Source organism: Duganella sp. LjRoot269 (genome assembly GCF_964254095.1).
In the GTDB taxonomy this organism is placed as follows: domain Bacteria; phylum Pseudomonadota; class Gammaproteobacteria; order Burkholderiales; family Burkholderiaceae_D; genus Rugamonas; species Rugamonas hordei.
In genome coordinates this window covers 823315-845488 of sequence record NZ_CAXUSL020000001.1, presented here as the reverse complement: position 1 = coordinate 845488, position 22174 = coordinate 823315, and the positions used below count along the sequence as shown (strand labels likewise).

The 22174-nt window shown below is 66.4% G+C and carries 20 protein-coding genes and 1 pseudogene; 6 read left to right on the top strand and 15 right to left on the bottom strand.

The annotated features are described in order from the left end of the window. The first annotated feature begins 117 nt into the window (after positions 1 to 117). Entirely contained in the window at positions 118 to 933 is an 816-nt protein-coding gene (locus ACSQ3S_RS03620) for a class I SAM-dependent methyltransferase (RefSeq protein ID WP_436141604.1), read from the top strand. Positions 934 to 1042: 109 nt separating this feature from the next. Beyond that, positions 1043 to 2638: a methyl-accepting chemotaxis protein gene (locus tag ACSQ3S_RS03615; protein ID WP_436141603.1), complete on the top strand. Its 1596-nt coding sequence runs from the start codon at positions 1043 to 1045 to the stop codon at positions 2636 to 2638. A 15-nt stretch (positions 2639 to 2653) separates the two neighbouring features. On the opposite strand, the pseudogene ACSQ3S_RS03610 reads toward ACSQ3S_RS03615, so the two are convergent. The 13 genes and pseudogenes from ACSQ3S_RS03610 to ACSQ3S_RS03550 form a co-directional block, all read right to left on the bottom strand. Further along, positions 2654 to 3484 (bottom strand): annotated as a pseudogene (locus tag ACSQ3S_RS03610) (methyl-accepting chemotaxis protein); the annotation flags it as partial. 771 nt (positions 3485 to 4255) lie between these two features. After that, positions 4256 to 5938 carry a methyl-accepting chemotaxis protein gene (locus tag ACSQ3S_RS03605; RefSeq protein WP_436141602.1) on the bottom strand — a complete coding sequence of 561 codons (1683 nt, stop codon included), beginning with the start codon at positions 5936 to 5938 and terminating at the stop codon, positions 4256 to 4258. 22 nt (positions 5939 to 5960) lie between these two features. Then, positions 5961 to 6482, bottom strand: a complete 522-nt coding sequence (locus ACSQ3S_RS03600) for a chemotaxis protein CheW (protein WP_176655946.1) — start codon at positions 6480 to 6482, stop codon at positions 5961 to 5963. A gap of 11 nt (positions 6483 to 6493) precedes the next feature. Beyond that, positions 6494 to 8182, bottom strand: coding sequence for a methyl-accepting chemotaxis protein (locus ACSQ3S_RS03595; protein ID WP_436141601.1), 1689 nt, complete (start codon positions 8180 to 8182; stop codon positions 6494 to 6496). 36 nt (positions 8183 to 8218) lie between these two features. Further along, positions 8219 to 9517 (bottom strand): EAL domain-containing response regulator, encoded by a 1299-nt coding sequence (locus ACSQ3S_RS03590; RefSeq protein ID WP_436141600.1) that lies wholly within the window; start codon positions 9515 to 9517, stop codon positions 8219 to 8221. A gap of 31 nt (positions 9518 to 9548) precedes the next feature. Further along, positions 9549 to 10619 carry a protein-glutamate methylesterase/protein-glutamine glutaminase gene (locus ACSQ3S_RS03585; RefSeq protein ID WP_436141599.1) on the bottom strand — a complete coding sequence of 357 codons (1071 nt, stop codon included), beginning with the start codon at positions 10617 to 10619 and terminating at the stop codon, positions 9549 to 9551. Then, positions 10616 to 11143 (bottom strand): chemotaxis protein CheD, encoded by a 528-nt coding sequence (locus ACSQ3S_RS03580; protein WP_176655950.1) that lies wholly within the window; start codon positions 11141 to 11143, stop codon positions 10616 to 10618. Before ACSQ3S_RS03580 ends, ACSQ3S_RS03585 begins: the two co-directional genes overlap by 4 nt. Continuing rightward, positions 11140 to 11946 (bottom strand): CheR family methyltransferase, encoded by an 807-nt coding sequence (locus tag ACSQ3S_RS03575; RefSeq protein WP_353404777.1) that lies wholly within the window; start codon positions 11944 to 11946, stop codon positions 11140 to 11142. Before ACSQ3S_RS03575 ends, ACSQ3S_RS03580 begins: the two co-directional genes overlap by 4 nt. Before the next feature lie 20 nt (positions 11947 to 11966). Next, entirely contained in the window at positions 11967 to 12536 is a 570-nt protein-coding gene (locus tag ACSQ3S_RS03570; protein ID WP_176655952.1) for a chemotaxis protein CheW, read from the bottom strand. A gap of 16 nt (positions 12537 to 12552) precedes the next feature. Next, on the bottom strand, positions 12553 to 14739 hold the full coding sequence (locus tag ACSQ3S_RS03565) for a chemotaxis protein CheW (protein WP_436141598.1): 2187 nt from the start codon (positions 14737 to 14739) through the stop codon (positions 12553 to 12555). 16 nt (positions 14740 to 14755) lie between these two features. Continuing rightward, the gene (locus ACSQ3S_RS03560; RefSeq protein ID WP_413447405.1) at positions 14756 to 15064 is read right to left on the bottom strand and encodes an STAS domain-containing protein; all 309 of its coding nucleotides are present in this window, start codon (positions 15062 to 15064) and stop codon (positions 14756 to 14758) included. A 33-nt stretch (positions 15065 to 15097) separates the two neighbouring features. Continuing rightward, complete coding sequence (locus ACSQ3S_RS03555) at positions 15098 to 15466, bottom strand: response regulator (RefSeq protein WP_176655955.1); 369 nt, start codon at positions 15464 to 15466, stop codon at positions 15098 to 15100. A 13-nt stretch (positions 15467 to 15479) separates the two neighbouring features. After that, positions 15480 to 16625, bottom strand: coding sequence for a methyl-accepting chemotaxis protein (locus ACSQ3S_RS03550; protein WP_413447404.1), 1146 nt, complete (start codon positions 16623 to 16625; stop codon positions 15480 to 15482). Positions 16626 to 16928: 303 nt separating this feature from the next. On the opposite strand from ACSQ3S_RS03550, the gene ACSQ3S_RS03545 reads away from it, so the two are divergent. The 3 genes from ACSQ3S_RS03545 (at position 16929) to aqpZ (ending at position 19177) form a co-directional block, all read left to right on the top strand. Then, the gene (locus ACSQ3S_RS03545) at positions 16929 to 17306 is read left to right on the top strand and encodes a response regulator (protein WP_436141597.1); all 378 of its coding nucleotides are present in this window, start codon (positions 16929 to 16931) and stop codon (positions 17304 to 17306) included. Then, a complete protein-coding gene (locus ACSQ3S_RS03540; RefSeq protein ID WP_436141596.1) occupies positions 17258 to 18391 on the top strand; it encodes a hybrid sensor histidine kinase/response regulator in 1134 nt (377 codons plus the stop codon). Before ACSQ3S_RS03545 ends, ACSQ3S_RS03540 begins: the two co-directional genes overlap by 49 nt. Positions 18392 to 18484: 93 nt before the next feature. Then, on the top strand, positions 18485 to 19177 hold the full coding sequence (gene aqpZ / locus ACSQ3S_RS03535; protein ID WP_413447401.1) for an aquaporin Z: 693 nt from the start codon (positions 18485 to 18487) through the stop codon (positions 19175 to 19177). Between the two features lie 44 nt (positions 19178 to 19221). Here the strand turns inward: aqpZ and ACSQ3S_RS03530 are convergent, their stop codons facing one another. After that, positions 19222 to 20835 (bottom strand): methyl-accepting chemotaxis protein, encoded by a 1614-nt coding sequence (locus ACSQ3S_RS03530; RefSeq protein ID WP_176655958.1) that lies wholly within the window; start codon positions 20833 to 20835, stop codon positions 19222 to 19224. A gap of 237 nt (positions 20836 to 21072) precedes the next feature. Between ACSQ3S_RS03530 and ACSQ3S_RS03525 the strand changes: the two genes are divergently transcribed. Continuing rightward, the gene (locus tag ACSQ3S_RS03525) at positions 21073 to 21699 is read left to right on the top strand and encodes a Crp/Fnr family transcriptional regulator (protein ID WP_353404769.1); all 627 of its coding nucleotides are present in this window, start codon (positions 21073 to 21075) and stop codon (positions 21697 to 21699) included. Between the two features lie 39 nt (positions 21700 to 21738). Here the strand turns inward: ACSQ3S_RS03525 and panD are convergent, their stop codons facing one another. Beyond that, complete coding sequence (gene panD / locus ACSQ3S_RS03520) at positions 21739 to 22098, bottom strand: aspartate 1-decarboxylase (protein WP_176655980.1); 360 nt, start codon at positions 22096 to 22098, stop codon at positions 21739 to 21741. Positions 22099 to 22174 lie beyond the last annotated feature (76 nt).

Genomic DNA, 22174 nt, shown 5'->3' with positions numbered 1-22174 from the left:
GTGTCCGGCAGGTGTCCGCAGCCAATTAGCTTGACCTCCCTGCAAGCTTGACAGATGATCCGGCAGGGCGACCGTCCCCGCGTCGCCCCGAGCCCACGAACCTTCAGGAGACTTTGCATGAAACGAACCATACTGGCCGCCCTGGCTACCACCATGCTGCTTGGCGCCGGCGCCGCTGTCGCCGCCGAAGACGCCGCGCTGAAGGCCGCCATCGCCGCGCCGTCGCGCACGCCGGCCAACGTCGCGCGCGACGTCTACCGCCATCCGTACGAGACGCTGGCCTTCTTCGGCATCAAGCCGACCATGACGGTGGTGGAGCTGGCGCCGGGCGGCGGCTGGTACACCGAGATCCTGGCGCCCTACCTGCGCGACCACGGCAAGCTGATCACCGGCGGCAACGACCTGGCCTCGCCCGACGCCAACGAGCGCAAGGCGGCCGAGCGCTTCATGGCGCGCCTGAACGCCAATCCGGCCGTCTACAACAAGGTGGCGCTGGGCGTGTTCTCGCCGCCGCGCAAGTACGAGTTCGCGCCGGCCGGCAGCGTCGACATGGTGGTCACCTTCCGCAACGTCCACAACTGGATGGAAACCGGGCCCGACAATATGAAGACGCTGTTCGCCAGCCTCTACACCAGCCTGAAGCAGGGCGGCATACTCGGCGTGGAAGAGCACCGCCTGCCGGCAGGCAAAACCCAGGACGCCGACGCCAGCTCCGGCTACATGCACGAGAAATACGTGATCGGCCTGGCCGAAGCGGCCGGCTTCAAGCTGGCGGCCAAGTCGGAAATCAACGCCAATCCCAAGGACAACGCCGACCACAAGGGCGGCGTGTGGGCGCTGCCGCCGACCTACGCCAACAAGGATGAAGACCGCGCCAAATACCAGGCCATCGGCGAGAGCGACCGCATGACGCTCAAGTTCGTCAAGCCTTGATGCCGCAAATTTTTTGCTGAAGTCAGTCACTAGTTAATATCCTGTCGATAGGGCCGGTCCTACACTCAGGCATTTATTTCCAACTGGAAATTAGCCTTTGAAGGAAACCATGCTACGCAATCTCAGCATCCGCGCCCGTTTGATTTTTGTTCTCGCCTTGCTGTCGCTGCAGCTTGTCGCCATCGGCGTCTACGGCCTGTCTGGCATGGCGCAGGTCAACGCTTCGCTGAAGACCGTGTACGACGACCGCCTGGTCGCGCTGGGCCAGCTCGACCAAGTGGCGCGCTCGCTGGTGCGGGCGCAATTGCAGATCGCGCTGGCCGCCAAGGCCGGCGCGCCGCCGCAGCTGGCGGCGATCCGCGAGACGCTGCAGCGCGAGCGCGACAACTGGACCGCCTACGCGGCCACCTACCTGACGCCGCGCGAAAAGGAACTGGCCGCGCTGTTCGTGGCGCGCCGCGCCGCTTTCGAGACGCAGGCCATCGCCACCACGCTGGCGGCGCTGGAGCACGGCCAGCCGGAACTGGCCGACCAGCTGGTGCGCGGCACCATGCTGCCCATGTACGACAGCCTGCGCGCGCCGCTCAACGACCTGATCGCGCTGCAGCTCGACGTCGCCAAGGCCGAGTATCAGCAATCGCAGGACAACTACGGCGTGCGGCGCGCGCTGGCCACCGGCGTCATCGCGCTCGGCCTGCTGCTCGCGGGCGGCATCGGCTGGTGGCTGGTGCGCGCCATCACGCGGCCGCTGGCGCACGCCGTCAGCGTGGCGCGCAGCGTCGCCGCCGGCGACCTGACCCGCGACATCGCCGTGCGCAGCAACGACGAAACCGGCCAGCTGCTGCAGGCGCTGCGCACCATGAACCAGGACCTGGTGGGCATCGTCGGCCAGGTGCGCAGCGGCACCGACAGCATCGCCACCGCGTCCAGCCAGATCGCAGCCGGCAACCTGGACCTGTCCGCGCGCACCGAGCAGCAGGCCGCCTCGCTGGAGGAAACCGCCTCCTCGATGGAACAGCTGACCGCCACCGTGCGGCAAAACGCCGACAACGCGCGCCGCGCCAACGAACTGGCGGCATCCGCGTCGGACGTGGCGGCGCAGGGCGGCGGCGTGGTCGGCCAGGTGGTCAGCACCATGGACGACATCAAGCACAGCTCCGACAGGATCGTCGACATCATCGGTGTCATCGACGGCATCGCGTTCCAGACCAATATCCTGGCGCTGAACGCGGCGGTCGAGGCGGCGCGCGCCGGCGAGCAGGGACGCGGCTTTGCCGTGGTGGCCACCGAGGTGCGCAGCCTGGCCCAGCGCAGCGCCGACGCGGCGCGCCAGGTCAAGGCGCTGATCGGCGATTCGCTGGAGAAGGTCGATGCCGGCAGCCGCCTGGTGCGGCAGGCCGGCGCCACCATGTCCGACATCGTCGCCAGCGTGGAGCGCGTCAGCGGCATCATGGCCGAGATCAGCGACGCCAGCCGCGAACAGACGCTGGGCATCGACCAGATCAACCAGGCCGTCGCGCAAATGGATGAAGTCACGCAGCAGAACGCCGCGCTGGTGGAGGAGGCGGCCGCCGCCGCGCAATCGCTGCAGGAGCAGGCCGCCAGCCTGCTCGGCACCGTCAGCGTGTTCCAGCTGACGCCGGCCGCGCAGGCGCCGCGGCAGGGGCTGCGGCCGGGCTTGCATCAAGTCGCCCTGCTCGCCTAGCGCCCCGCCGCCAGCCTAGAACCGGGTGAACTTGGTCTCGTCCGGCGAACCGTCGGCGACCAGGCCGAGGTTGCGCGGGCGGGCGGCGCGCGCCGAGGCGACGCCCGGCCGCAGCATCGTCGGACGCGTCGAGCGCGTGCCGCGCGGGGCCTCGTCGACCGCGTACTGCTTGAACACCGCCATCAGGGCGCCCAGCTGCTCGGCCTGGGCGCTCATCTCTTCCGACGTCGCGGCCAGTTCCTCCGAGCTGGCCGCGTTGAGCTGCGTGGTCTCGCTCAGCTGGATCACCGCGCTGTTGATCTGCCGTACGCCGGAACTCTGCTCCTCCGACGCCGCCGTGATTTCCTGCACCAGGTCCGACGTCTTGCGGATGTTGGGCACCAGCGCGTCGAACATCTGGCCGGCCTGCTCGGCCAGCTCCACGCTGTCCGACGCCACCTTGCTGATTTCCTGCGCCGCCACCTGGCTGCGTTCGGCCAGCTTGCGCACCTCGGCCGCCACCACCGCGAAGCCCTTGCCGTGTTCATGCGCGCGCGCCGCCTCGATCGCCGCGTTCAGCGCCAGCAAATTGGTTTGATAGGCGATGTCGTCGATGATGCTGATCTTGCTGGCGATCTGCTTCATCGCCGCCGCCGTCGCCTTCACCACCTCGCCGCCGCGCGTCGCGTCCACCGCCGCCTGGGTGGCGATGCCGTCGGTGACCTTGGCGTTTTCCGTATTCTGCGCGATCGACGCCGTCATCTGCTCGATCGAGGCGCTGGTTTCCTCGACGCCGGCGGCCTGCTCGCTGGACGCCTGCGACAGCGACTGCGCGGTGGCGCTGACTTCCTGCGAGGCGCCGGCCAGGCTGGCGACCACCGACTGCACCTCGCGCACGATGCCCGACAGGCTGCGCGCCAGCCACACCGCCAGCACGCAGCCGAGGATGGCGATGCAGACGTCGACCGCCAATATCATCTGCTTGGCGGAGTTGGTCACCTCGGTCATCGCCGTCGATTCAGCCTGGGTTTCGCTGGCGTTGACCTTGAGCAGTTTGCGGAAGGCGCTAGCGATGGCTTCGTCGGCGCCCTTGATCGACTTGTCCATCTCCACCGGGGTCATCCCCTTCTCGTGCATGGCCTCCAGCTGGGTCATGCTGTCGCCATAGGCCTTGGTGCTCACCGCCACCTCGTTCAACAGCGCCTGCTCCTCGGCGGTGACGCTGCCGGCGCTCTTGTAACCGGCCATATGCTGCTCGATGGTGGCCAGGTCGGCGCGGAACTTGCTGTTGTAGTCGCCGCCGCGCAGGATGTAATTCTTGAAGTGGTGCACCGCCAGGCCTTGCGCCGTCACGCCTTCCAGCACGGCGTTCTTGCGCGCCAGGGTCACGGTCTCGAACTCGTTCCAGTGCTCGTGCAGAGAAGTCAGCTTGGCGAAGGCTATTACGCCCAGCAATATCACCAGCAATACGATGCCGCCAAAACCGGCATGCAGCCGGGTTTCCATTTTCATCTGCTTGAACATGAGGGGTTTCTCCGAGGTAACGTGTAGCCACTAGCCATTGTGAACCAATCCGCAGCACCAAATCTAACCAATACTCACGCTGTGGCGTACGATCCACGCCACACGCGCCGGGACTCAGAACTTGATGAAGTTCATCTCGCCCGGATCGCTCATTTCGGCCATGCGGCGGCTGCCGGCCATGGCGCCGGCTTTCGGCGTGGCCCGCGGCGCCATGCGCACCGGCGCCACCGCGCGCACGCTGCGTGACACACCGGCAAGCTTGAAGAAGGACATCGCCTGCTGCAGCTGCTCGGCCTGGCCGCTCATCTCCTCGGCGGTGGCGGCCAGCTCCTCCGAACTCGACGCGTTCTGCTGCGTGGTCTGGCTCAGCTGCGTGACCGCCGAATTGATCTGGCCGACGCCGGCCGACTGCTCTTCCGACGCCGCCGTGATCTCCTGCACCAGGTTGGAGGTGCGGCGGATGTTGGGCACCATCTCGTCCAGCAGCCGGCCCGCTTTCTCGGCCAGCTCCACGCTGCTCGACGCCACCTGCTCGATTTCCTGCGCCGCCACCTGGCTGCGCTCGGCCAGCTTGCGCACCTCGGCCGCCACCACCGCGAAGCCCTTGCCGTGCTCGCCCGCGCGCGCCGCCTCGATCGCCGCGTTCAGCGCCAGCAGGTTGGTCTGGTAGGCGATGTCGTCGATGATGCTGATCTTCTTGGCGATCTGCTGCATCGCCGCCACCGTCGAGCGCACCGCCTCGCCGCCCTCGGCCGCCTCCAGCGCCGCCTTGCTGGCGATGCCGTCGGTGACCTTGGCGTTCTCGGTGTTCTGCGAAATCGACGCCGTCATCTGCTCGACCGAGGCGCTGGTCTGCTCGGTGCCGGCGGCCTGCTCGCTGGCCGCCTGCGACAGCGACTGCGCCGTCGCGCTGACCTCTTCCGAAGCGCTGGCCAGCGACTCGGCGCCGTTGTTCACTTCCTGCACCACGTGCGACAGCTTCTCGATCATGCCCTTCATCGCCGCCAGCAGGCTGGTGCTGTCGCCGGACTTCAGTTCGACGTCGGCGCTCAGGTCGCCGTCGGCCACCTGGCGCACGATCCGGGCCGCATAGCCCGGATCGCCGCCCAGCTGGCGCATGATGCCGCTCAGGATCAGCAGGCCGATCGCCACCAGCAGCGCCAGCGCCACGCCGGACGCCACATACATGCTGGTCAGCGCGCTGGACGACGCCGCATCCGCCTCCTGCACGGAGTCGTCGCCGTATTTGACGTTCAACTCGACCAGCTTGTCGAGACTGGCCTCGACCTCGCGGAAGACGGGGCGGTTGTCGGCCTGGTTGCGGTGCAGCTCAACGAACAGCTCCTTGCGCCGTGCCAGATCGGCGCCGCGGATCTGGCTCAGCAGGCCGCCGAACTCCGCGTCCTTCAGGCGCCAGGCGTCCCACTGCTTGACAAAGGTCTTCCACAGCGCGGCTTCATCGGTGCTCTGCGGCAGCGGCTCGTAGACTTTCCAGGCGCTGTCGATCTCGGCGAAGATCTCGGTGCGACGCTTGATCTGCTGCGCGATTTCCGCCGTATCTTCGGGATAGGCGGCGACCACCTCGGCCGCGCGGTTGGCCGAGCGGATGCCGGTCTTGCCCTCGTTGATCGCCATCAGCGCCTTCACCGAAGGCATGCGGTTCTTGCCGATTTCGGCCAGCATCTCGCTTTCTTTTTTCAGCCCCTGGAAAGCGATCGCCATCACCATCAACAACGCCAGCACGGAGATCGCGATCAGCGTCAGGATCTTGGTCCTGACGGTTATCTGTGCAAACATATCAGTCTCCTGAAGAGTGGCGCTATGAATTCTGTGGCAAGGCCCCGCCGGCCGACAGCGCGGCGATCTCGCTGGCCGATACCACGTGCTGCACGTTCAGCAGCAGCACGAAGCGGCCGTTGACCTTGCCTATGCCCTGCAGCAGCTCGGCGCGCACTTGGGCGCCGAAGCTGGGCGCCGGCTCGACATCGGCGGCCGGAATATCCAGCACCGCGTTGACGGCGTCGACCAGGATGCCGATCACGAAGGGGCCGTCGTCGCTGTCCACTTCGACCACGATGATGCAGGTGCGCTTGCCGATCGGCGACGGCGCCCGTTCCAGCCGCCGCGCCAGATCCAGCACCGGCACCGCCGTGCCGCGCAGGTTGATCACGCCGCTGATACAGGCCGGCATCTGCGGCACCGGCGTGACACCGGCGTACTCGAGTATCTCGCGCACCGCCAGGATGCCGATGGCGAACATGTCCGGTCCCAGCATGAAGCTGAGATATTGCGCTGGACCCGCCGCCAGTTGCCGCGGCTCCGCTACGCTCAAGGTATTCATGCCGGCCTCGCTTAGAATTTAGTGAAATTGCTTTCGTCTGGATCGCTCATTTCCGCCATGCGGCGGTTGCCGGCCGTGGCGCCGGCTTTCGGCTTGGCCCGTGCCACGCGCACCGGCGCCACCGCGCGCACGCTGCGCGTGCTGGCGCCATAGCCGGCCAGCTTGAAGAAGGACATGGTCTGCTGCAGCTGCTCGGCCTGGCCGCTCATCTCCTCGGCGGTGGCGGCCAGCTCCTCCGAACTCGACGCGTTCTGCTGCGTGGTCTGGCTCAGCTGCGTGACGGCCGAATTGATCTGGCCGACGCCGGCCGACTGCTCTTCCGACGCCGCCGTGATCTCCTGCACCAGGTTGGAGGTGCGGCGGATGTTGGGCACCATCTCGTCCAGCAGCCGGCCCGCCTTCTCGGCCAGCTCCACGCTGCTCGACGCCACCTGCTCGATTTCCTGCGCCGCCACCTGGCTGCGCTCGGCCAGCTTGCGCACCTCGGCCGCCACCACCGCGAAGCCCTTGCCATGCTCGCCCGCGCGCGCCGCCTCGATCGCCGCGTTCAGCGCCAGCAGGTTGGTCTGGTAGGCGATGTCGTCGATGATGCTGATCTTCTTGGCGATCTGCTGCATCGCCGCCACCGTCGAACGCACCGCCTCGCCGCCCTCGGCCGCCTCCAGCGCCGCCTTGCTGGCGATACCGTCGGTGACCTTGGCGTTCTCCGTGTTCTGCGAAATCGACGCCGTCATCTGCTCGACCGAGGCGCTGGTCTGCTCGGTGCCGGCGGCCTGCTCGCTGGCCGCCTGCGACAGCGACTGCGCGGTGGCGCTGACCTCTTCCGAAGCGCTGGCCAGCGCCTCGGCGCCGTTGTTCACTTCCTGCACCACGTGCGACAGCTTCTCGATCATGCCCTTCATCGCCGCCAGCAGGCTGGTGCTGTCGCCGGACTTCAGCTCGACGTCGGCGCTCAAATCGCCGTCGGCCACCTGGCGCACGATCTCGGCGGCGTAGCTCGGGTCGCCGCCCAGCTGGCGCAGGATGCCCGTCAATATCAACAAGCCCAGCGAAACCAGCAGCGCCAGCGAAATGGCGGACGCCGTGTACATCTGGGTCTGGGCGCGCGACGACGCGATCTCGGCCTCCTTGACCGAGTCGTTGCCGACGTCGACGTTGATCTGCACCAGCTTGCCCAGGCTGTTCTCAATCGCGTGGAAGGCGTCGCGGTTGGCCAGCAGCACCTTGTGCAGCTCGACGAATTCCTCCTTGCGCTTGTCCTTGTCGGTACGTATCAGTTTCGACAGCTGATCGGTGAACATGGTGTTCTTCTGCTTCCAGTCGTCCCACTCCTTGATGAACTGCTTCCACACCTTTTCTTCCTCGACCGTCTGCGGCAGCGGCTCGTAGATTTTCCAGGCTTTCTCGAACTGCGCCATGATCTCGCCCTGCCGCTTCAGCTCATGCGGCAGCTCGTCGGCCTGGTCGGGATAGTTGGCCAGCGCATCGACGGCGCGCGCCGACGAGCGCAGCGCCGTCTTGGCCTCGTTCATCGCCATCAGCGCCTGCACCGACGGCAGGCGCACCACGCCTATCTCGCGCAGCATCTCGCCTTCCTTTTTCAAACCCATGAAGGAAATGATCACCACCACCAGCAGTGCCAGCACTGCGACGCCCAGCAGCGTCAAAATCTTGGTCCTGACTGTAATCGTTGCAAACATAATAGCTCTCCAGTTAGGCCGTTTTTTTAGATATATTTAATCAGGACGCGATGCCGCGCCCTGGCCCTGCTCGTCCACCGCCAGCGCCCGCAAGCGGCGCCGGTCCTGCCTCATCCACCCGACCAGATCCTCCGCCGGCATCGGCCTGGCCAGCAGATAGCCCTGCGCCATGTCGCAGCCCAGCTCGCGCAGCAGCTTCCAGTCCTCGATCGTCTCCACCCCCTCCGCCACGGTGGCCACGCCCAGGCTCTGGCCCAGGTCCAGCGCGCTCTTCAACACCACGTGGCGGTTGGCCCGCTGCGACGCGCCGTTGACGAAGGCGCGGTCGATCTTCAGTTCGGTGAACGGGCAACGCGCGAACTGCTGCATCGACGAATAGCCGATGCCGAAATCGTCCATCGCCAGGCCGAAGCCCATCAGCCGCAGGCGGCCCATATTGGTCAGCGCCTGCGACAGCTGGCGCATCACGCTGGTCTCGGTGACTTCCCACACCAGCGTGGCCGGCTTCACCGAGGAGGCCATCACCAGCGCCGTCAGCCGGTCGATGAAGCTGCGCTCGGCCAGGTTGTCGGCCGACAGGTTGATCGACACCGTCAGCGGCGGCAGGCCGTGCCGCTGCCATTCCTCCAGCTGCGCCAGCACCTGGCCGACCATCGCCAGCGTGAAGTCCTCCATCAGCGGCGTGCCTTCCAGCGCATCGATGAAATGCGCCGGCGCCAGCAGGCCGCGCACCGGATGGCGCCAGCGCGCCAGCGCTTCCATGCCCTTCAGCTGGCCGCTCTGCATGGCGATCTTGGGCTGGTAGTAAGGCAGGAATTCGCCGCGCGCCAGCGCCTGCGCCAGTTCGTCGAGCAGCGGCTGATCCGGCTGCGCGCAGGCCGGCTTGGCGGCCACCGCACGCCCGGCGCGCTCCAGCAACTGCGTCAGCGCGTCCAGCTGCACCGGCTTGAGCAAGGTGCCCAGCAGGTCCAGGCAGGCATCGTCAAAGCTCATGTTCTCGATGATCTCCAGCAGCCGCGGATCGCGCGCGCTGACCACGATCAGGTTTTGCGCCAGCCGACGGTCGCGCAGCTGGCAGGTCAGCTCGATGCCGTCCATGCCCGGCATTTCGAGGTCGGTCAGCACCAGGAACATCGGCTCGCCGTCCTGCCGCTCCAGCATCTGCAAGGCTTCGTTGCCGTCGCCCGCCTCCAGGATGTCGCCGAAGCCGAGCTGGCGCAGCAGGCCGACCAGGTAGCCGCGCTGCACCGCGCTGTCCTCCACCACCAGCACGCGCTGGCCGGCCCAGGCCCGGGCGGCGGCGGTCTCGTTGACGGTGGCGGTTTGTGTCGGCATGGTGCGCGCTGGTTCCATATGCGGTAAAAGGTCAGTAGCCGAGCTGCTGCAGGATTTCACGGTAGATCGCGTTCAGCGGCACCGACTTCTCCACGCCGCCGCGCTTGACCGCTTCCTTCGGCATGCCGTACACCACGCAGCTGGCCTCGTCCTGCGCCACGGTGCGCGCGCCGGCCTTGAACATCTCCAGCATGCCGGCCGCGCCGTCGTCGCCCATGCCGGTCATGATCACGCCCAGCGCGTTGGCGCCGGCCGCGCGCGCCGCCGAGCGGAACAGCACGTCGACCGACGGCCGGTGGCGGTTGACCAGCGGGCCGTCGACCACCTCGACGAAATACTGGGCGCCGGTGCGGCGCAGCAGCATATGCTTGCCGCCCGGCGCGATCAGCACCTGGCCTTGCAGCACGCGGTCGTTGTTGGCGGCTTCCTTGACGCGCACCTCGCACACGCTGTCGAGGCGGGCGGCAAAGGCGGCGGTGAATTTTTCCGGCATGTGCTGCACCACCACGATACCGGGCGACACGCGCGGCAGCGACGTCAGCACCTCTTCCAGCGCCTGGGTGCCGCCGGTGGAGGTGCCGATCGCCACCACGCGCTCGGTGGTGGCGGTCATCGGCTTGTGGTCGGACGGCGGCAGCACGGCGTCGGCATTGAGCTTGGGCGCCGGCACCGGCGGCGGACGGTTGACCAGCTTGCCGACGTGGGCGCCGGCGGCGGCGCGCACCGCCGACACCAATTCGTCGGCGCTGTCGTGCAGGAACTGCTTCAGGTCCAGCCGCGGCTTGGTGATGATGGCCACCGCTCCGGCGCTGAGCGCCTCGACCGAGGTTTGCGCGCCCTTCTCGGTCAGCGTCGAGCAGATCACCACCGGCGTCGGATGCTCGGCCATGATCTTGCGCAGGAAGGTGATGCCGTCCATCTTCGGCATCTCGACGTCGAGCACGATCACGTCCGGCCACTGGACCTTCATGCGCTCGATCGCCAGCAGCGGATTGGCCACCGCGTGGGTGACGGTGATGCCGGCCGCCGCGTTGAGCAGGCCGCTCAGCACCTGCCGCACCACGGCCGAGTCGTCGACGATCATGACCTTGATTCCACTCATGCCTTTTCCTTGGTCTTGCGGGGCGCCGCCGTATCGGGCGCCACCTGGCGGCTCAACACTTCGCCGCTGCGGATGGTGAAAATCAACTGGCGGTGTCCTTCGCCGAACAGGCTTTCGGACACCGCCTGGATGCCGTGCTGCTGCAACAGGCTGCGCGCGTAGTCGCCGTTCTGCATGCCGATGTCGCGCACCTTGGCGTTGCGCGGGAACATGGCGGCGCCGCCGAAAATCTTGCCCTGGCACTGGATCGGCGGCGCGCCGTGCTGCGCCATCCCGTCCAGCATCAGCGCCATGGCGTCGGCGCCGTAGATGCCGGGCTTGTCGTGGGCCTTCCTGCGGCCGGTGCCGGGCAGCAGGAAATGCGACATCGCGCCGATGCGCAGGGCCGGATGCCACAAGGTGATCGACACGCAGGAGCCAAGCAGCGTGCGCACGCGGTAGCGCTGGTCGCCGACGAAGAAATCGCCGGGCATCAGGAAGATATCGATCAGCTTGGAATCGGCCATGGTCAGCGTCGCCGTCATGGTTTGCGATAGATGGAGGGCGCCACCGCAAGCAGGGTATCGTTGATGTCGTTGAGCGTCTCGGAATGGCCGATCAGGAAGTAGCCGCCGGGCCGCAGCTGCGCCAGCAGCCGCGCCACCACCTGGCGCTTGGTCTCCAGGTTAAAGTAGATCATCACGTTGCGCAGGAAGATCACGTCGAAGCTGCCGATCTTGGGCAGCGGCTCGTTCAGGTTCAGGTGGCGGAACTGCACGCGCTGGCGCAGCGGGCGCTCGATCAGCATGGTGCCGGCCTCGCAGCCCTGGCCCTTGAGGCAGAAGCGCTTCAGGTAGGCCGGCGGCATCTGGCTGGCGCGCTCCATCGGATAGTGGCCGCTGCGGGCGCGCTCCAGCACCCGGGTGCTGATGTCGGTGCCCAGCACCTCCCAGGCGGCGTCGCCCAACACGTCGGCCATCACCATGGCGATGCTGTACGGTTCCTCGCCGCTGGAACTGGCGGCGCTCCACACGCGCAGGGTCTGCTTCTTGTCGCGCGCCTCGGTGGCCAGGTCGCGCAGCAGCGCGAAGTGCTTGGGCTCGCGGAAAAAATAGGTTTCGTTGGTGGTCAGCAGGTCGACCGCCACCTGCAGCTCGGCCGGCTGCGTGCGGCTTTCCAGCAGCCGCAGATAGTCGCCATAGCTGTTGAGCTGATAGTGGGCCAGCCGCTTGGCCAGCCGGCCGCTGACCAGCGCCTGCTTGCCGTTGGCCATGAAGATACCCGCCGCATCGTAGATGAAGCGCTGGAACTGCATGAATTCGCGGTCGGTGATGGCGGTGACGGGCATGGGCTGCTTTGCTTCGATGGTCAGTTGCTGCGGGCGGCGACGGTGTCGCGCGCCATTTCCACGATTTCCTCGTTCGACAGCACGTGTTCGATGTCGAGCAGGATCACGAACTTTCCGTTGAATTTGCCGATGCCGGCGATGAAGTCGGGCCGGATGCGGGTGCCGAACGACGGCGCCGGCTCGATGTCGCCGGCGGCGATTTCCACCACCGCGTTGACCGCGTCGACCAGCATGCCCAGCACCTGCTTGCACTCGCCGTCGCCGCTGTCGACTTCGACGATGACGATGCAGCTGCGCTTGCCGATGACGCTGGGACTGCGGCCGAAGCGCGCCGACAGGTCCATCACCGGCACCACGGCGCCGCGCAGGTTGATCACGCCGCGCACGCAGTCCGGCATCATCGGCACGGTCGCCAGGCTGCCGTACTCGATGATCTCCTTGATGTGCAGGATGCCGACCGCGTACTGGTCCTCGCCCAGCATGAAGGTCAGGAACTGGCTGGGCAGCGCGGCGCCGCTCTGCAGCGCGACGATGGCGCTGCTCCCGTAAGTCACGACATTGTTGACGGCGTTGTTGACGGCGGTATTCATGGTTTCCTCTTTCAGGCTAGGCGGCCAGCGCCACGGCGGCGCCCTTGCCGCTGACGGCCTGCATCAGCGCCGACACGTCCAGGATCAGCGCCACTTCGCCGCTACCCAGGATGGTCGAGCCGCTGATGCATTTGACTTCGCTGAACATCGGGCTGAGCGGCTTGATGACGGTCTGGAATTCGCCCAGCAGCGTATCGACCACCAGCCCGGCGCGCTGGTTGCCCAGCTTGAGCACGACGATGCTCTCGCGCCGCGTGGCGGCGCCGTCGATGCGGAACAGCTCGCGCAGACGCACGAACGGCAGCACCTGGCCTCGCAGGTTGCAATAGTCCTGGCCCGGCTCGGTGGCGTACTCGATGCACTCCTCGATCATGTCGAGCGGGATCACGAACACCGACGATCCCACCTGCACCAGGAAGCCGTCGATGATGGCCAGCGTCAGCGGCAGGCGCACGGTGACGGTGGTGCCGGCGCCTTCCTTGCTGCTGACGTCGACGCTGCCGCGCAGCGCGGTGATGTTGCGCTTGACCACGTCCATGCCGACGCCGCGTCCGGACAGGTTGGTGATCTTCTCGGCGGTGGAGAAGCCGGCCTCGAAGATCAGGTTGTAGATCTCGCTGTCGGTCAGCTTGCGGTCGGCGTCCACCAGCCCGCGCTCGACGGCCTTGGCCAGGATCTTTTCCTTGCGCAGGCCGCCGCCGTCGTCGCTGACTTCGATGACGATGCTGCCCGATTCATGGAAGGCGTTGAGCTTGATCATGCCCTTGGCAGACTTGCCGTTGGCCACGCGCACGTCGGCCGGCTCGATGCCGTGGTCCATGGCGTTGCGCACCAGGTGCATCAGCGGATCGCCGATCTTCTCCACCACGGTCTTGTCCAGTTCCGAATCCTCGCCGTCGACGATCAGGCCGATGTCCTTGCCCAGCTCGCGCGCGACGTCGTGCACCACGCGCTGGAAGCGGTTGAAGGTGGCGCCTATCTTCACCATACGCAGCTCGAGCGCGGCGTCGCGCACGTCCTCCACCAGCCCGGTCAGGGTCGAGGTGCATTCGAGCAGCTCGGCGTTCTGGATATGCTGGCCTATCATGCTGGCGCGCGCGCCGGCGATGATCAACTCGCCGACCAGGTCGATCAGCCGGTCCAACTTGTCGGAATCGACGCGGATCGAGCGGCTCTCCTGCGCCTTCTGTTCGCTGACCTGCTTCTGCTTGGCCAGCGCCGCCTCCACCACCACCGGCGGTACGTTGCCGGCGCCGACCAGGATGCTGCCCAGCTGCTGCTGCGGCTCGTCGGCCGGGCGCTCCCCGGTCGACTGCTGGTGCAGCGCCCCCTCCAGCTCGAACGCGGTCACGCTGCCGCAGCGCACCAGGATCTCGCCCAGGCGCGCGGCCTGTTCCGGCAAGGCGCGGATCAGGTCGACGTAGTGCGACACCTTGCTGTGCGGCGGGATGATGCGGATCTCGCAATCGTCCTGCACGAACTCGAACACGCCGGCGATGGCGTCGCGGTCGGCCGTGCTGTCGAAGGCGATTTCGAAGCCGAGGTAGCACAGCTCCGCGTCCATCTCGTCGGCGGGCGGCAGCGCATCGGGCACGGTGGCGATGCCGACCACGCGGCCGAGCTTGGCCAGGTAGCGCAGGAAGGCGATCGGGTCCATGCCGTTCTGCAGCACGCCGCGGCCGAAGCGCAGCGAGATGTGCCAGTAGTCGCTGTCGCCGCCGTGCTGGGCGATGCGCTCGACGCCCGGCTCGGCCTGCACCGCCAGCGGCGCCGACGCTGCACCTGCGGCTGTGCCGGCGGCGTCCGCGCCGCCTTCCATGTGGCGGCGCAGCTGCTGCAGCAGCATCTCGCCTTCGGGCGCGGTGTCCGGATCGGCCTCCAGCTGGCCGGCGGCCAGCGCGTCCGTCATGCCGGACAGGTAGTCGCAGCACGACAGCAGCAGCACGATCATTTCATCGTTGAGCACCACGCGGCCGTCGCGCACTTCGTCGAGCAGGCTCTCGACCACGTGGGTGAAGGCGACGATGTGATCGAGGCTGAACAAGCCGGCCGAACCCTTGATGGTGTGGGCGGCGCGGAAGATGGCGTTGATCGCCTCGCTCTGGTCGCCCGCAAGGTCGACGTTGAGCAGCGCGTTTTCCATTTCCTCGAGCAGTTCGCGGCTTTCCGTGATAAATGTCTGTAGCGCTTCGTCCAGGTTCATGGCGTGGCCTCGCAGGTCAGTCGTGTATCAGCAGGGCGTCGCCGAAGAACGCGCCCAGGTCCAGCATTTCGAATATCTCGACCACGGCCGGGCTGTGGTGCAGCAGGCGCAGTTCGCGCTTGTCGGCGTTGGCGGTCTGCTTGGCCAGCATCAGCACCTGCAGGCCGGCGGTATCGAGTTCGGTGATGCCGGCCAGGTCGATCTCCAGCACGCGCGACTTGCGCAGCGCTTCCAGCACCACGACTCTGAGGTCGGCGGCGCGGTAGATCGTCATCTCGCCGTCGATGGCAATGCGGGTGACGTCCTGCGGTGATTGGTCCGGCATCGCGGCCTCCGTTCAGTCGTTCGGTCGTTCGGTTTAGGGCAGCACCAGCTTGGCGACGGCGCCGAGCAGCACCTCGGGCTTGAACGGCTTGACCACCCAGGCCTTGGCGCCGGCAGCCTTGCCCTCTTCCTTCTTGCTCTCCTGCGATTCCGTGGTCAGCATGATGACCGGCGTGAAGCGGTAGTTGGGCAGGGCCTTGAATTCCTTGACGAAGGTGATGCCGTCCATATTCGGCATGTTGACGTCGCACACCACCAGATGGATTTTCTGGCCGGTGCATTTGGACAGCGCGTCGACGCCGTCGCGGCCCTCGATCACGTCGTAGCCGGCGCCCTTGAGCGCGATGCCGACCACCTGGCGCAGGGATGCGGAATCGTCGACCACCATAATGGTTTTTGCCATGGTTTAGCTATCCTCAGAAGAAAGTGATTTCATCGGCCGCGGCGGCGACCGGGGTGGCGTGGCGCGAGCCGGTGTGGATCGCATGCTCCTCCGCCATCGCATAGGTTTTTTGCAGTTCGTGCAGCAGCGGCTGCGGGTCGAGCGGCTCCAGCACCTGGTCGGCGTGGTAGCGGTCGCGGTTGTCGCGCAGCAGCGCCGGCAGCAGCTCCATGTTTTCGCGCACGTGCGCCATCACCTGGCTGACGCGGTCCTGGAACTGCAGCTGCACCAGCGCCTCGCCGACCTCGCCCTGAATGCCGACGCTCTGCTGCTTGAGCAGGTCGGACGACTGCACCAGCTCGTCGGTCATACGGCGGAAGTCCTGCAGCACCGTATCGATCATGCCTTCGGCCGACTGCATCGACTTGTCTTCCTGCTCGCTGGACTGTTCGGCCGCCTGGCTGGCGGCCAGGATGGCGCTGCTGATCAGGCCGACGCGGTTGGAGATGTTGCGGCCGGTCTCGGCCGAGCGGCTCGACAGGTTGCGCACTTCCTGCGCCACCACCGCGAAGCCGCGGCCGGCGGGGCCGGCGCGCGCCGCCTCGATGGCCGCGTTCAGCGCCAGCAGATTGGTTTGCGCGGCGATGCTGGCCACGCCTTCGGCCATGTCGCGCAATTCGCGCGTGAAGCTTTCGAGGTCCTTGATCTTGGCCAGCATGGCCTGCTTGGAAGCCATCGCCGATTTCATCGACACCACCACCGAGCCGAGCTGGGTTTCGCTGCGCGCGAACACCTCGGTCATCGCCGGGCCGCCCTGGCCGCCGCCGTGGCTGGACACATGGACCGCGTTGTCGAGCTTGTCGACGATGCTGGAGAAACGCCCTGCCAGGTCGGCCACCGCTTCCTCCATCTGGGTGCGCGAGTTTTCGATGTGGCGGCACCAGATCGGCAGCACGGCGTCGCCGAACTGCTCGCGTCCGGCCAGGTAGCTGTCTATCATCTGCTGCTCGCCGCCGCCCATGCCGGCCGCGCCCGACGCGCGCGCGCACCACGCGGCGGCGGCCAGCAGCAACGCCGACCACAACAGCGTGTACCAGCCCCAGGTGCTCCAGCCGGCAACCACGGTCCCCAGCGCGCCCGCGCCGGCCAGGCCGAAGGGCATCAATATCCTGCTATCCATACCCGCATTATTCTTCACTGGACGCCACCCCACTATCATCTCGCAAGGCGCATGTGCGGCCTTGTGGAAGTCCAACTGTATCCCAGAAATAAAGCCTGCGCCACAATGTGGCCGACAATCAATTGTATTGTGGAGTTTTAAGCCACAGCACCTCAAATTGCTTCAAAAGAAAAATAAAGTAAAGTTAAGATAGATGCTTGCATGATGGATGTTGCTTGCTACTGTTGTAGCAGCACCACCGCAGCAAGCCAGCGCGGCATTGCCTTACTTTCGACCTTACTCACTATCACGCTGGAACCTTCTATGCCTCTGCCGAATATCGATCTCTCGCTGCCGTTGCTGGTGGTGGACGACAATCAACAAATGCGCTCCGTGGTCAAAGGCATCCTCGCCGATCTCGGCTTCGCCAACGTGTTCCTGGCCGGCAGCGGCGAAGAAGCTTGCCGCATCCTCAACGAGCGGCCGATCGCCGCCGTCATTTCGGACCTCGACATGCCGGGCATGAACGGCCTGCAATTGCTGCGCTGGGTACGCAGCACGCTGGCCGACAAGGAGCTGCCGTTCATGCTGCTGCCCGGCGAAGCCAACCGCGAAGGCTTGCTGGCGGCGACGCCGCCGCCAAACGCGCGGCCATGCGCCGCGCCGCCGCGTCCGCCGCCACGCCGGCGCCGGCGCCGCTGATCGGCATGGAACGCCCGCTGGAGGAACGGCTGCGCGAAGCGACCGTGCTGGTGGTCGACGACATCGCCACCAACATCAAGGTCATCGCCGGCATGCTGGCCGAGGACGGCTACGGCGTCAAGGTGGCGATCTCCGGCAAGAAGGCGCTGGAGATCATTCCCGTGCACCGGCCGGACCTGATCCTGCTCGACATCATGATGCCGGAAATGGACGGCTTCGAAGTGTGCCGCCGCCTCAAGGCCGATCCCGCCACCGCCGACATCCCGGTGATCTTCCTGACGGCCAAGGACCAGACCGGGGACATCGTCGGCGGCCTCGAACTGGGCGCGGTCGACTACGTCACCAAGCCGGTCGATCCGGCCATCCTGAAGGCGCGCCTGCGCACGCACCTGCGGCTGGCCGGCATGATGGCCGACCTGAAGCGGCAGAACTCGGCCGTGGCCGACAACGCCCAGCTGCGCGAGGAAGTCGAGCGCCTGAGCCGCTACGACCTGAGCGCGCCGCTGGCCGAGGTGATCGCCGCCGGCGAACAGCTGCTGGCCGATCCCGCGCTGACCGCGGCGCCGGCCCGGCGCGACACGCTGCAGCGGCTGGACGAGGCGGCGCACCGCGCGCTGCGGCTGGCCAGCCTGTCGCTCGAACTGTGCCGCATCGAACAGGGCGTGTGCCAGCCGGGCAGCGAGCCGCTGGCGCTGAACGCGATGCTGGCGCGCGCCGCCGCCACCGCCCGCACCCATCCGGTGATGCTGCCGCCGGCGCCGGTGACGGTGCTGGCCGACCGCACGCTGTGCCAGACGCTGTTCGAACACCTGGCGCTGAACGCGGCGGCCCATACGCCGGCGGGCACCTCCATCGTGCTGGGCGCCGCGCTGGAAGACGGTTGCTGGACGCTGTCGCTGGAATATGCCGGCGTGCTGCCGGCCGCGCAGCGCGCCTGCCTGCAGGGCCCGGCCCAGCGTCCGGCCGGCGACAACGCGCTGCCGATGTACGCGGCGCGCCTGCTGGCGCAGGTGCAGGGCGGCGCGCTGAGCGCGCAGGACGACAGCGCCCGCACCCGTTTGCTGCTGCGCCTGCCGGCCGCGTGAAAATTCCGCGCTCGACTTTTTGCTCCGTCCCGGGTAGATTGACAACGTTGCAAATACATTATGCAAACTGGCTCATTCTATCGAAGGAAAAACATGAAACAATATGGCGCGGAATTTTTTGGAACATTTTGGCTGGTGCTCGGCGGTTGCGGCAGTGCCGTGCTGGCGGCGGCCTTTCCCGGTGTCGGCATCGGCCTGCTGGGCGTATCGCTGGCCTTCGGCCTGACGGTGTTGACGATGGCCTACGCCATCGGCCACATCTCCGGCTGCCACCTGAATCCTGCGGTGTCGATCGGCCTGTGGGCCGGCGGCCGCTTCCCCGCCAATAAGCTGCTGCCCTACATCGTCGCGCAGGTACTGGGCGGCATCGCCGCCGGCGGCGTGCTGTTCGTCATCGCCAGCGGCAAGGCCGGTTTCGACGTCATGGGCGGCTTCGCCTCCAACGGCTACGGCGCGCATTCGCCGGGCGGCTACTCGCTGCTGGCGGCGCTGGTGACCGAGGTGGTGATGACCATGATGTTCCTGCTGATTATCCTCGGCGCCACCGACGAGCGCGCGCCCAAGGGCTTCGCGCCGCTGCCGATCGGTCTGGGCCTGACCCTGATCCACCTGATCAGCATTCCGGTCACCAACACCTCGGTCAACCCGGCGCGCAGCACCGGCGTGGCGCTGTACGTGGGCGACTGGGCGGTCAGCCAGCTGTGGCTGTTCTGGGTCGCGCCGATCGCCGGCGCGCTGCTGGGCGCGGCGATCTACCGCTTCATCGGCACGCCGGAAAAAGCCTAAACATTACCGCCTGAGCGTTACGGCCTGAGCGTTACAGCTGCCCCTCAGGCCAGCATGGCGCGCGCGCCGCCGCGCGCCGGCATCGCCGGCCGCCGCGGCGCGGCGTCGCCCAGCTTGAAGATGCTGACGGCGTCGGCCAGCTTGGCGGCCTGTTCCTGCATCGCATCGGCCGCCGCCGCGGCCTGCTCCACCAGCGCCGCGTTCTGCTGCGTCACGTGATCCATCTGCGTGATCGAGTTGTTGATCTGCTCGATGCCGTTGGTCTGCTCGCTGCTGGCGTTGCTGATCTCGGCCATGATGTGCGTGACGCGGGCTATGCTGGCCACCACCTCCTCCATCGTGCTGCCGGCCCGGCCCACCAGCCGCGTGCCGGTCGCCACCTTGGTCACCGAATCGTCGATCAGCGCCTTGATCTCCTTGGCCGCGCTGGCCGAGCGCTGCGCCAGGTTGCGCACCTCGGTCGCCACCACGGCAAAGCCGCGCCCCTGCTCGCCGGCGCGCGCCGCCTCGACCGCCGCGTTCAGCGCCAGGATGTTGGTCTGGAACGCGATGCCGTCGATGACGCCGATGATGTCGACGATCTTCTTCGACGAGGCGTCGATCGACGCCATGGTCTGCACCACGTCCGACACCTCGGCGCCGCCGCGCGCGGCCACCTCCGACGCCGACGCCGCCAGCTGGTTGGCCTGGCGCGCGTTCTCGGCGTTCTGCTTGACGGTGGACGTCAGCTGCTCCATCGACGACGCCGTCTCTTCCAGCGAACTGGCCTGCTGCTCGGTGCGCGACGACAGGTCCAGGTTGCCGGCGGCGATCTGCGACGACGCGGTGGCGATGGTGTCGGTGCCGCTGCGCACGTCGCTGACGATCTGCACCAGGCCGCTGGACATGCGGTGCAGCGCCTGCAGCAGCTTGCCCGGCTCGTCCTGGTTGTAGCCGGTCGTCGCATGGTTGCTGTGATCGACCAGGTCGCCGCAGGCCACGCACTCGGCCAGCGCCACCGCCTCGTTGATCGGCCGCGTGATGCCGGCCGTCAGCCACCACGCGAACGCCACGCTGAAGGCCACCACCAGCGCCGCCATCAGCACCAGCAGGTTGCGGCTGTTCCTGGCCACCTCGTCGATGCGGGCGGCGGCGCTGTCGATTTCCTTGCGCTGGTGGTCCAGCATTTTCTGCAGCATGGTCTCGTAGACCTTGGAGGCCGGCAAGTAAGCGCTTTCCAGCAGGCGGCTGGCCTCGTCGGCGTCGCCGCCGGCCTTGGCCTTCATCACGCCGTCGCGCGAAGCCACATAGTTCTTGCGGGTGCTGACCAGGTCCGCCATCAGCGCCTTGTCGCCGTCGTTGGCGAGCTCTTCGATTTTCTTGATCAGGCCCTGGGCGTAGGCGGTGGAGACCTTGGCGTCCTCGGCGAAGAAGGTGGCCAGCGCCGGATCGGCGCTCTTGGCCACCGCCGTGGTGCGGCGGATGCCGGCAAACACCACACGGTACCAGTCGGCGATCAGGCGCTCCTTGGCCAGCGGCGCCTCCATCATGGCGCGGGTGGATTCAGCGACGCCTTGCAGGCGGTAGATGCCGACACAGGTGTTCAATATCAGAATCGCAAGGATGACAGCAAAGCCAAGGGACAGTCGGCGTCCGATACTGAGGTCGCTGATTTTCATGTGAGTCTCCCGAATTGTAGGCCGGTCGCGCGCCGCCGGCTGCGCTGGTGCTGTCTTATGGTAACGCCAAAATCCAGCCCCGCTCAACCTCTTTCAATTGCTTTAAGCTTGAAATATATTTGCGTTTTTAGTTCCAATCCGCAACGAAAATTGTCCCTTCCGCTGAGAAAACGTTTACACTCCCGGATATTATGTACGGCCATTTACATGCCGGGATTTCACAGCAAACCAAAAAAAATGAATCAGGCATTCTTAGAACATAGAGCAAAATACCGGGAAATCATCGCCGAACGCTACAAGGTGACGACTGAAATGTACGATGAGGTGACGCGCCAGCTGGCGCCGCTGGCGGTGCCGGTGAGTCTGCGCAAGGGTGAATTTTTACAACGCATCGGCACGGTGGCGCAGAACGTCCACTGGCTGCACAGCGGCGTCGCCCGCACCGGCTTCATCACCGAGACCGGCAACGAAGTCACGCTGCAGTTCCTCACCGACGGCCAGCCGGCCGCCGCCCACGACGACCTGTTGCGCGCGCGCGAGGAAAAGCCCGCGCTCAATTTCGTCGTCGCCGAGACGGCCGTGCACGGCTACCGCCTGGACTGGCTGGAACTCAGCAAGCTGGCCGACAGCAGCCATGTGTTGCGCGACTACTACCTGAAGGTGTCCGAGCGCGGCATCATCGAGCAGGGCCGGCGCCTGTACCTGAACGCCTCGCCGGCGCAGGGTCGGCTGAACGCCTTCCGCCGCCAGTACCCGGGGCTGGAGCAGCGCATCTCGCAGAAAGTGGTGGCATCGTTCCTCGGCATCACGCCGCAGTACATGTCGCAGTTGCTGCGCAACGACAACGCATCGAAGCCGGAATAAAAAAAGAGCCTTGCGGCTCTTTTCGGTTTACTTCTTCACTTATTTCTTCATGCCCGTGATCTTGTTCTTGTCGTCGACGAACACGACTTTCGGCTTGTAGTCCTTCGCCTGGTCCTCGGTCATCGGCGCGTAGGTGCAGATGATCAGCAGGTCGCCCAGCTGCGCGCGGCGCGCGGCGGCGCCGTTCAGCGAAATCTCGCCGGTGCCGCGCAGGCCGGGAATGGCGTAGGTGGAGAAGCGCTCGCCGTTGTTCACGTTGTAGAGCTCGATTTTTTCGTTGACCCAGATATCCGCCGCTTCCAGCAGATCCACGTCGATACCGCAGGAACCTTCGTAGTGCAAGTCCGCCTGGGTGACCGTCACCCGATGCAACTTGGACCGCAGCATCACTCTTTGCATAGACATCTTCTTCATCCTTCGATTAGTAAACATTCAAGCTTTGCATTCAGGCCAGCATGGCTCCCCGACGCGCGGG

Coding starts and splice junctions, on each gene's coding strand:
- ACSQ3S_RS03555 (WP_176655955.1), bottom strand. CDS start 15,466: ATGGCAAAAACCATTATGGTGGTCGACGATTCCGCATCCCTGCGCCAG.
- ACSQ3S_RS03550 (WP_413447404.1), bottom strand. CDS start 16,625: ATGGATAGCAGGATATTGATGCCCTTCGGCCTGGCCGGCGCGGGCGCG.
- ACSQ3S_RS03590 (WP_436141600.1), bottom strand. CDS start 9,517: ATGCCGACACAAACCGCCACCGTCAACGAGACCGCCGCCGCCCGGGCC.
- panD (WP_176655980.1), bottom strand. CDS start 22,098: ATGCAAAGAGTGATGCTGCGGTCCAAGTTGCATCGGGTGACGGTCACC.
- ACSQ3S_RS03560 (WP_413447405.1), bottom strand. CDS start 15,064: ATGCCGGACCAATCACCGCAGGACGTCACCCGCATTGCCATCGACGGC.
- ACSQ3S_RS03615 (WP_436141603.1), top strand. CDS start 1,043: ATGCTACGCAATCTCAGCATCCGCGCCCGTTTGATTTTTGTTCTCGCC.
- ACSQ3S_RS03620 (WP_436141604.1), top strand. CDS start 118: ATGAAACGAACCATACTGGCCGCCCTGGCTACCACCATGCTGCTTGGC.
- ACSQ3S_RS03570 (WP_176655952.1), bottom strand. CDS start 12,536: ATGAATACCGCCGTCAACAACGCCGTCAACAATGTCGTGACTTACGGG.
- ACSQ3S_RS03585 (WP_436141599.1), bottom strand. CDS start 10,619: ATGAGTGGAATCAAGGTCATGATCGTCGACGACTCGGCCGTGGTGCGG.
- ACSQ3S_RS03525 (WP_353404769.1), top strand. CDS start 21,073: ATGAATCAGGCATTCTTAGAACATAGAGCAAAATACCGGGAAATCATC.
- ACSQ3S_RS03595 (WP_436141601.1), bottom strand. CDS start 8,182: ATGTTTGCAACGATTACAGTCAGGACCAAGATTTTGACGCTGCTGGGC.
- ACSQ3S_RS03600 (WP_176655946.1), bottom strand. CDS start 6,482: ATGAATACCTTGAGCGTAGCGGAGCCGCGGCAACTGGCGGCGGGTCCA.
- ACSQ3S_RS03605 (WP_436141602.1), bottom strand. CDS start 5,938: ATGTTTGCACAGATAACCGTCAGGACCAAGATCCTGACGCTGATCGCG.
- ACSQ3S_RS03575 (WP_353404777.1), bottom strand. CDS start 11,946: ATGCCCGTCACCGCCATCACCGACCGCGAATTCATGCAGTTCCAGCGC.
- ACSQ3S_RS03565 (WP_436141598.1), bottom strand. CDS start 14,739: ATGAACCTGGACGAAGCGCTACAGACATTTATCACGGAAAGCCGCGAA.
- ACSQ3S_RS03540 (WP_436141596.1), top strand. CDS start 17,258: ATGCGCCGCGCCGCCGCGTCCGCCGCCACGCCGGCGCCGGCGCCGCTG.
- ACSQ3S_RS03580 (WP_176655950.1), bottom strand. CDS start 11,143: ATGACGGCGACGCTGACCATGGCCGATTCCAAGCTGATCGATATCTTC.
- ACSQ3S_RS03530 (WP_176655958.1), bottom strand. CDS start 20,835: ATGAAAATCAGCGACCTCAGTATCGGACGCCGACTGTCCCTTGGCTTT.
- ACSQ3S_RS03545 (WP_436141597.1), top strand. CDS start 16,929: ATGCCTCTGCCGAATATCGATCTCTCGCTGCCGTTGCTGGTGGTGGAC.
- aqpZ (WP_413447401.1), top strand. CDS start 18,485: ATGAAACAATATGGCGCGGAATTTTTTGGAACATTTTGGCTGGTGCTC.